Raw genomic sequence first — 8,953 nt, forward strand, 5'->3', positions numbered from 1 at the left:
CCAGCGCCTCGAAGACACGGCGCGAGCGCAGGCTGCGGCGGGCCAGCAGGTCTTCCAGCTCCGCCACCAGCGCCGCGGCGGCGGCGCGGTCGAAGCCGGCCGCCGCGGCGGGGGCGGCGACGGCGACGACGCTGAGCGAGGCGGCGGCCAGCAGCGCCGGGCGCAGCGCGGCGTCGAGCGCGGCGAGCAGCGGCTCGGACGGCGCCTCGCCGGCGGCCAGCGCCAGCTCGACCTCGCCGGCGCGGATGGCGACCTCGGCCAGGCCCAGCGAGCCGGCGACGCCCTTCAGCGTATGCGCCAGGATCCGCGCCTCGGCGTATTTCTTCTCGCTGGCCTGCCGGCGCAGCTGCGGGATGGCGTCGGGGAACTTGCGGCCGAAATCGCCGATCAGCTTGTGCAGCAGCGCCGCCTTGCCGTTGACCCGGGCCAGCGCCGAGGCCAGGTCGAAAGGCGGCAGGCGGTCGGGCAGCACCACCGCCGGGCGCGCCGCGGCGACCGTCGCGGCGCCGCCCGGCCCGGCCACCAGCGGCAGGCGGATCCAGCGGTCCAGCGTGCGCATCAGCGCTGAAGGGTCGACCGGCTTGGCGACATGGTCGTCCATGCCGGCCTCCAGGCAGCGCTGCCGCTCGGCGGCATAGGCATGCGCGGTCATGGCGATGATCGGCAGCCTGCGGTCGGGCCGCGCGGCGCGGATCTCCTGGGTGGCGGCGACGCCGTCGAGCTCGGGCATCTGCACGTCCATCAGCACGGCGTCGAAGGCCTCGCCGGACTTCAGCAGGCGGTCGACGGCGATGCGGCCGTTCTCGGCGGTCTCCACCACCAGCCCGCCATCGCCCAGGATGGCGACGGCCAGCTCCATGTTGATCTCGTTGTCCTCGACCAGCAGCACCCGGGCGCCGCGGCGCGAGGGGGCGACCATCGGCGGGCCGGCCTGGGCGGCGGCGATGGCGGGCGGCAGCGCGGCCGGCGCCTCGCCGCCCTCCTGCGCCGCGAACTGCCGCTGCAGCGCCTCGAGCAGCGAGGAGGCCGTGACCGGCTTGGCCAGGAAGCCGGCGATGCCCACCGCCTCGGCCTCGCCCATGGCGCGGTCCTGGCCATAGGCGGAGATCATGAAGACCGCCGGCCAATGCGCCTCGGGCAGCACGGCGCGCATCGCCCGCATCGCCTCGATGCCGTCCATGCCGGGCATCTTCCAGTCGAGCAGCAGCAGGTCGTAGGGACGGCCCTCGCGGCCGGCGGCCTGCAGCGCGGCCAGCCCCTCGCGGGCCGAGGCGACCAGCTCGGCATCGATCATCCAGGATTGGAAATAGCCGTGCAGGATCTCGCGCGAGGCCTGGTTGTCGTCGACGATCAGCACGCGCAGCCGGCGCAGCGCCTCGGCGTTCAGCGCGCGCGGCGTCTCCTCCGCAGCGCCCAGCAGGATGGTGAAGGTGAAGGTGCTGCCGGTGCCGTAGACGCTCTCGACGGCGATCGTGCCGCCCATCAGCTCGACCAGCTGGCGGCAGATGGCGAGGCCGAGGCCGGTGCCGCCGAACTGACGCGTGGTCGAGCTGTCGGCCTGGGAGAAGCTTTCGAACAGCCGCGCCTGCTGCTCGGCCGACATGCCGATGCCGCTGTCGCGCACCACGCCCTCGAGCAGCAGCCGGCTGCCCTGGCGCTCGCGCAGCCGCAGCTGCAGCGCCACCTCGCCGACGCTGGTGAACTTCACCGCGTTGCTGACCAGGTTCAGCATGACCTGGCCGAGCCGCAGCTCGTCGCCCAGCAGCCGCGCCGGGATCAGGGGATCGACGTCCCAGCGCAGCGCCAGCCCCTTCTCCTGGGCGCGGACCGTGGCGATGCCCATGGTGCGCTCGACCAGCTCGCGCGGGTCGAAGGGCGCCTGCTCCAGCGCCAGCTTGCCGGCCTCGATCTTGGAGAAGTCGAGGATGTCGTTCAGCAGGTTCAGCAGGGTGGCCGAGGCCGCACGGATCTTCGAGACATAGTCGTGCTGCCGCTCGGTCAGGCCGGTGCGCAGCATCAGGTGGCTGAAGCCCAGGATGGCGTTCATCGGCGTGCGGATCTCATGGCTCATATTGGCCAGGAACAGGCTTTTCGCCGCATTCGCCTGCTCCGCCTCGCGGGTGCGCTCCTCGACGCGGATCTCCAGGGTCTCGTTCTGCTCGGTGATCTCGCGCTGCATCGCCTCGATGCGGTGGAAGGCGCCGACCACCATCTGGCTCAGCCAGATCAGCACGGCGGACTGGAAGGCGACGATGCCGGCATGCAGCAGCACGCGGCCGAAATCGGTGGTCCCCTGGGCGAAGACGGCGGCCGGCATCAGGTAGTTCAGCGCCAGGTGGTGCGCCGCGATGGCGCCGGCCGCGACGATGATGGCGCGCCAGTCGCACCAGGCCATCATCAGCGCCAGGCAGGCGAAGAAGTACATGTGCATGTCCATCTGCCAGCCGACGCCCGCCAGCATCCAGACCAGCAGCGCCGGCTCGCCCATCAGGGCGACGGCGGAGACATAGCGGGTAACCGGCGCGGTGCCGTGGCGGCGCCAGGTCAGATGCGGCACGGCGGCCAGCAGCGCCGCCAGCATCATCGGCGGCACGGCGGCGCGGCCCATGATCTCGGCCACCAGCCAGATCAGCGGCACATGCGCCCAGAGCAGCGGGATCAGCAGGCGCGCGAAGCCGGCGCGCAGGCGGTGCAGCTCGGTCATCCGGAGAACCCCGCCAGGCAGCCGCGCGGCCCGGCCGCGTCCAGCACCAGCCAGGCGCCGGCGCTGTAGAGGGCGGCGGCCAGGTCGATCTCCTCGCCCTCGGCGCGGCGGACGATCAGCACATTGTCGAAGCGGCCGGCATCGACCAGCCGGGCGCCGGCCGCCACCGCGATCCCGGCCATGCGCGGCGCATCCCACCAGGGGGCGCCGATCACCGCCATGGTGGCGGCGGGACGCGGGGCGACGACGCCGAGCAGCGCGGTGCCGCCCAGGCTGGCGGCCAGCAGCAGCGCGGCCGGGCGCAGGCTGCGCCACTGCCCCGCCCCTTCGCCCGCCGTCTCGTCGCCCGCTGAAAGACGCTCGACCTTCATGGCTCGCCTGTCCCACCGCGCCGGCAAGAGCGCACGTTTCTGTGAAGAGTGAAGGCGTAGCACGAAAATTCGCAGGAAGGAATTGTCTTGCGTGCCGCGTTGCCCGGCTTTCACCTGGCTGAACAGGCCATGGCTTTTGGCGAAAAACGACGTGCCGCACAGATGAAACGCCAAGCTCAGGCGCGTCGCCGCAGCCAGGCTTCTGCGACCAATGCCAACAAGGCCACCAGGAAGCAGAGCGCCGCAATGGCGGCAATGGACGGGTCGAAATCGCCGCGCAGGTTGGACCACATCTGCACCGGCACGGTGCGCAGGGTGGCCGAGCCGTTGAACAGCGCGACCATGAGCTCGTCGAAGGACAGCACCATGGCGAACAACAGGCTGGAGGCCAGGGCCGGCGCCAGCAGCGGTAGCGTGATGCGCCGGAACGCGATCCAGGGCGGCGCGCCCAACCCGGCGGCCGCGCGTTCCAGCGCCGGGTCCATGACGCGCAGCGCCGCGCCGACGGTGGCGACGACATAAGGCACGGTCAGCACCACATGGCCGATCACCAGGCCGGCCAGCGTGCCGTTCAGCCCGAGCAGGCGGAACATCAGGAACAGGCCGGCGGCGGTGATGACGCCGGGCACCACCAGCGGCGACAGCAGGAAGGCCGCGAGAAACGGCGCGGAGCGGATCTTTCCGCGCACCAGCGCCAGTGCGGCGGCGGTGCCCAGGGCGGTCGCGATCAGCCCGGTCGGCAGCAGCACCTGCAGGCTGACCGCCAGCGAGTCCAGCCAGGCCGGGTCGGCGAGGAGGTTGTGGTACCATTGCAGCGACAGCCCCGGTGGCGGGAAGCGCAGGAAGGATCCGGCGCTGAAGGAGATGACCAGCACCACCAGCAGGGGCGCCAGCAGGTAGATCCCCACCAGGGCGCAGACGAGGCCGCGCAGCCCACGCCAGAAGCTCATGGCGTGACGCTCCGCGACGAGGCGGCGCGCCAGGCGATACCGAGGATCAGGAAGACGGCGACCAGCAGCAGCAGCGACAGCGCGCCGGCCAGGCCCCATTGGCCGAATTGCGCCACCTGCTCCTGGATCAGCTGCGCCACCATGGTCTGGCGCGGCCCGCCGAGCAGCGCGGGCGTGACGAAATAGCCGAGCATGGAAATGAAGACGAGCGCGCCGCCGGTCGTCACCCCGGGCAGGCAGAGCGGCAGATAGACCCGCCAGAAGGCCTGGGCCGGGCTGGCGCCCAGGCTGAGCGCCGCGCGCATGAAGCCCGGATCGATCCGGCGCATCACCGCATAGAGCGGCAGGATGACGAAGGGCAGCAGCAGCTGGATGGCGCCCAGCATCAGACCTGTCAGATTGTGCAGCAGCGGCAGCGGCGCCTCGGCGAGGCCGAGGTTGAGCAGCAGCGCGTTCACCGGCCCGCGCCGCTGCAGCAGGATGATGGTGGCGAAGCTGCGCACCAGCAGGCTGGTCCAGAAGGGCAGCAGCACCAGGAACAGCATCAGCCGCCGCAGCCGGGCGCCGCCATGCGCCATGGCATGCGCCACCGGGAAGCCCAAGAGAAGGGCAACGGGCGTGGCGACGGCGCTGATCAGCAGCGTGTTGCCCAGCACCTGCAGATAGACCGGCGTCTGCCAGAGCGTGGAGAAGCTGCCCGGCTCGGTGAAGGCGCGCGACAGCAGCATTCCCACCGGCAGGGCGAAGGCGAAGAACAGCGCCAGCAGGGCAGGGGCCAGCAGCAGCCAGGGGCCGAGGCGTCGTCCCCTCACGTCGCGATGTCCGTCACTTCAGCTTCCAGGCGGTCCAGCGCTCCAGCGCCGCGCGCTGGTGGTCGCGCCAGTATCCGGCATCGACCACGAAGCCCTGCCGCGCATTCTCCGGCGCGGTGCAGAGCCAGGGGGCGATCGCCGGGTCGATGGCGGCGAAGGCCGCAGGGTTGGTCGGCGAATAGGCGATCATGTTGGCGACCCTCGCCTGGTTCTCGGCGCGCGTCATGGTGTCGATCAGCCGCATCGCCGCCGCCTTCTGCTTCGCGCCGCGCGGCACCACCAGATAGTCGACCGACTGGATGTTCTGCGCCCAGCTCACCGCGATCGGCGCGCCCTTCCTTGCCGCGTCGTAGGCGCGGCCGTTGAGGATCAGGCCGAGCCCGACCTCCTCGTCGACGAACAGCTGCTGTGCCTGGCTGTTGGTCGACCAGAAGACGGTCTGGGCGCGGATGGTGTCGAGCTTGCGCAGCGCCCGGTCGATGTCGAGCGGATAGAGCGCCTCGGGTGCGACCCCATCGGCCAGCAGCGCCACCTCGAAATTGGCCACGGCATTGTCGAGCAGGCAGCGCTTGCCGGGGAAGCGCTGCAGGTCGAAGAGATCGGCCCACGTCTTGGGCGCCTTCGCGCCCGGGAAGGTCTGGGTGTTCCAGGCCAGGTTGTAGGACCAGACGATGCAGCCGACGCCGTAGTCGTGGACGAATTTCGGGTCGATCCGGCTGGTGTCGACGACCGACTTGTCGATCGGCTCGAACAGCTTGTCCTTGGATCCCGCATAGAGGAAATCGAGGGTGATGTCGGCGACGTCCCAGTCCGGCGCGCCGCCCTCGATCATGGTGCGCAGCCGCGCCGCGTTCATCGGCCCGTCCTGCACCACCCGCGCGCCGCTTTCGGCGGCGAAAGGATCGCAATAGGCGCGGCGCTGCGCCTCCTGATAGGCGCCGCCCCAGCTGGCGAAGACGACCGTGGTGCCGCGCAGGCTGGCCGGCTGCGCCAGAGCGGGGGTCGCCAGCGGCAGGCTGGCCGCGGCGCCGATCAGGCGGCGGCGGGAGATCTCGGTCATGGCGCTCTCCTGTCGGGGCTCAGCGGGTCAGCGTGTCGCGCAGCGTGCTGCCGGGATAGCGGGTGCGGAACAGCCCGCGCCGCTGCAGCTCCGGCACCACCGAGCGGCAGAACTGCTCGAACATGCCGGGGAACATGGTCGGCGCCAGCACGAAGCCGTCGCAGGCGCCGCTGGTGAAGATCGCCTCCAGCCGGTCGGCGACCTGGGCCGCGGTGCCGACGATCTCGCGGCCGGTGTTGCGGCGCTGGGCGGCCTCGCGCAGGGTCAGCCCCTCGGCCTTCATCGCCTGCTCCAGCACGTCGCGGGTGCCCTGCATGCCCTGGTGGCCCTGCAGCGCCTCCAGGCTGCCGCCCTCCTGCAGCTTCGTCAGGTCGGCGCCGAGGCTCGAGGAGGAGGCGGCGAGGTTCAGCTCCGGATCGATCAGGCCGTTGAGATACTCGGCGCGCTCGCGGGCGATGCTCGCGGTCTCGCCGAGGACGACCGAGATGCCGGGCAGGATGGCGCAGTCGGTGGGCGCCCGGCCGCGCGCCGCCATGCGGGCATGGATGTCGTCGCGGAAGGCGCGCATGTCGGCGGGGTCGCGCTGCGTGGTGAAGATCAGCTCCGCCCAGCGGGCGGCGAAGTCGCGGCCGCGCTCGCTGCTGCCGGCCTGCATGATCACCGGCCGCCCCTGCGGGCTGCGCGGGATCGACAGCGGCCCGCGCGTCTTCACCCAGCGGCCCTGGTAATGCGCGTAGCGGACCTTGTCGGGGTCGGCCAGCACGCCGGCCGCCTTGTCCAGCACCATGGCGTCCGGCTCCCAGCCCTCCCACAGGGCGCAGCAGGCCTCCAGCACCTCGTCGGCGCGGTCGTAGCGCTCCTCGCGCGGCGGCAGGGCGTCGAGCCCGGCATTCTGCGCCTCGAGGTCGGTCGCCGAGGTCACCACGTTCCAGGCGACGCGGCCGCCGCTCATGGCGTCCAGCGAGCCCAGCCAGCGCGCCAGGTGATAGGCGTTGTGGAAGCTGGTCGACAGCGTGGCACCCAGGCCGATATGCCGCGTCGCCGCCGCCATCACCGGCAGCACCACGGTGGGGTCGAGGAAGCTGATCTGCCCGCCGCGGCGCAGATAGGCGTCATAGCTGCCGCCGTGCAGGTCGTAGAGGCCGAAGAGGTCGGCGAAGAAGCAGGCGTCGAAGCAGGCCTGCTCCAGCAGCACGGCGATCTGCTGGTAGCGCTGCGGCGAGAGGATGTCGTCCAGCGTCGCCTCCGGGTGCCGCCAGCCGCCGACATGCAGCGCGGTCGGGCCGGTCTTCAGATAGGCCACCAGCCGCATCTGCCGTCCTGCTTGCATCCCCGCCAAACCCTCTCATTGCCGGATGGTGACAGCTATAGAACAGCCAGGCCAGCCAGGGCCATGCCCCCGGGGGAAGCGGCTGGGATCGGTCCCGTCGCGCTTCGGTTGCGGAAACTTTGACCGCAGCGCCCGCTTGGCTGTAAGGAGGCGCCGACAGCGCTCCGCGCGCGCTGCGTCCGCCGCCGGGGGTTCCCCCTGCCGGCGGTGCCCACGGATAAGGTCCCCGGCGCGGGAGGGACCCCAGGGAAGCGCGTCACCTGCAACCTTCGAGCCCGGCGGCCATGGCATTCGCGTGCCCCCGCCGCCCCAATCCGTCGCTTCCTCCCTGGCCGGGCCCTGGCGCGGCTTCCCCTGCGGCGCTCCGCGCGCCCGTCCGGAATATTCTCGTATGACCGATTTCACGGGCTTCGGCCTGGCCGAGCCCATCCAGCGCGCCTTGACCGAGGAAGGCTACACCACGCCGACCCCGATCCAGGCCGCCGCCCTGCCGCATCTGATGCAGGGGCGCGACCTGGTCGGCCTGGCGCAGACCGGCACCGGCAAGACCGCCGCCTTCGCCCTGCCGATCATGCACCGGCTGATGCAGGACAAGCGGCCGGCGCCGCGCCTCGGCGCCCGCGTCCTGGTGCTGGCGCCGACGCGCGAGCTGGCCACCCAGATCGGTGACAGCTTCACCAGCTATGGCCGCCACCTGAAGCTGTCGAAGACGGTGATCTTCGGCGGCGTCGGCCAGGGCCGCCAGGCGGATGCGCTGCGCCATGGCGTCGACGTGCTGGTGGCCGCCCCCGGCCGCCTGCTCGACCTCTGCAACCAGGGCCTCTGCGACCTGTCCAAGGTCGAGGTGCTGGTGCTGGACGAGGCCGACCGCATGCTCGACATGGGCTTCGTCCGCGACATCCGCCGCATCGTCGCCCTGCTGCCGCAGCAGCGCCAGACCATCATGTTCTCGGCCACCATGCCGACGACCGTTGCCCAGCTGGCCGGCTCGCTGCTGCGCAACCCCGAGCGGGTCGAGGTGGCGCCGCCCAGCACCACCGTGCAGCGCATCCGCCAGACGGTGATGTTCGTGGAAGCGGCCGAGAAGAAGAACGTGCTGCTGCATCTGGTCGGCCAGCCGAGCGTGGGCCAGGCCATCGTCTTCACCCTGATGAAGCACGAGGCCAACAAGGTTGCCGACGCCCTGAACGAGGCCGGCGTGGTGGCCGCCGCCATCCACGGCAATAAATCGCAGGCGCGGCGCGAAGCGGCGCTGAACGGCTTCCGCTCCGGCGAGGTCAAGGTGCTGGTGGCCACCGACATCGCAGCCCGCGGCATCGATGTCGACGAAGTGACCCATGTCTTCAACTTCGACCTGCCGAACGAGCCGGCCAGCTACGTCCACCGCATCGGCCGCACCGCGCGGGCCGGGCGCGACGGCTGGGCCATCTCGCTCTGCGACGAGGATCAGCGCGCCTGGCTGCGCGACATCGAGAAGGAGATCGGCAAGGCGATCACCGTCTTCAGCAGCCATCCCTGGCACTCGGAGGCGGCGGCGAATTCGACCCGGCCGGCGCCGAAGCTGGGCGGCGGCGGCCATCGCGGCGGGCCGCGTCCACCGCATGGCGGCGGCGGACGGCACGGCCAGGGTCAGCGTCCGGCGAATGGCGGGGGCGGCGGCAATGGTGCCGGCCGCGGCGACCGCGCGCCGCAGCGGGCCGGCGCCAGTGGGCATCCGGGTGGGCAT

7 protein-coding genes are annotated in these 8,953 nt (G+C 71.7%); 1 reads left to right on the forward strand and 6 read right to left on the reverse strand.

Going from position 1 to position 8,953, the window contains the following annotated elements; genetic code table 11:
- From BKE38_RS22935 to BKE38_RS22960, 6 genes are all read right to left on the reverse strand, one after another.
- Positions 1-2,704: response regulator (locus tag BKE38_RS22935; RefSeq protein WP_076959554.1), on the reverse strand; the 2,704-nt coding region annotated here is incomplete at its 3' end.
- Positions 2,701-3,075 carry a hypothetical protein gene (locus BKE38_RS22940; protein ID WP_076959555.1) on the reverse strand — a complete coding sequence of 125 codons (375 nt, stop codon included), beginning with the start codon at positions 3,073-3,075 and terminating at the stop codon, positions 2,701-2,703. The genes BKE38_RS22940 and BKE38_RS22935, both read right to left, overlap by 4 nt.
- A gap of 176 nt (positions 3,076-3,251) precedes the next feature.
- Positions 3,252-4,025 carry an ABC transporter permease gene (locus BKE38_RS22945; protein ID WP_076959556.1) on the reverse strand — a complete coding sequence of 258 codons (774 nt, stop codon included), beginning with the start codon at positions 4,023-4,025 and terminating at the stop codon, positions 3,252-3,254.
- Entirely contained in the window at positions 4,022-4,837 is an 816-nt protein-coding gene (locus BKE38_RS22950; protein WP_076959557.1) for an ABC transporter permease, read from the reverse strand. The genes BKE38_RS22945 and BKE38_RS22950 overlap by 4 nt, the downstream gene beginning before the upstream one ends.
- A 13-nt stretch (positions 4,838-4,850) precedes the next feature.
- A complete protein-coding gene (locus BKE38_RS22955) occupies positions 4,851-5,897 on the reverse strand; it encodes an ABC transporter substrate-binding protein (protein ID WP_076959558.1) in 1,047 nt (348 codons plus the stop codon).
- A gap of 19 nt (positions 5,898-5,916) precedes the next feature.
- Positions 5,917-7,209, reverse strand: a complete 1,293-nt coding sequence (locus tag BKE38_RS22960; RefSeq protein WP_076959559.1) for an LLM class flavin-dependent oxidoreductase — start codon at positions 7,207-7,209, stop codon at positions 5,917-5,919.
- Between the two features lie 409 nt (positions 7,210-7,618).
- Here BKE38_RS22960 and BKE38_RS22965 point away from each other — a divergent pair.
- A partial coding sequence (locus BKE38_RS22965) for a DEAD/DEAH box helicase (protein WP_076959560.1) occupies positions 7,619-8,953 on the forward strand: 1,335 nt, incomplete at its 3' end.

The sequence above is a fragment of the Teichococcus deserti genome (assembly GCF_001982615.1).
GTDB classification, from domain to species: domain Bacteria; phylum Pseudomonadota; class Alphaproteobacteria; order Acetobacterales; family Acetobacteraceae; genus Pseudoroseomonas; species Pseudoroseomonas deserti.

What these genes read in the sequence shown, in the direction of transcription:
- BKE38_RS22955 (WP_076959558.1), bottom strand. Translation starts at nt 5,897, where the DNA reads ATGACCGAGATCTCCCGCCGCCGCCTGATCGGCGCCGCGGCCAGCCTG.
- BKE38_RS22940 (WP_076959555.1), bottom strand. Translation starts at nt 3,075, where the DNA reads ATGAAGGTCGAGCGTCTTTCAGCGGGCGACGAGACGGCGGGCGAAGGG.
- BKE38_RS22945 (WP_076959556.1), bottom strand. Translation starts at nt 4,025, where the DNA reads ATGAGCTTCTGGCGTGGGCTGCGCGGCCTCGTCTGCGCCCTGGTGGGG.
- BKE38_RS22960 (WP_076959559.1), bottom strand. Translation starts at nt 7,209, where the DNA reads ATGCGGCTGGTGGCCTATCTGAAGACCGGCCCGACCGCGCTGCATGTC.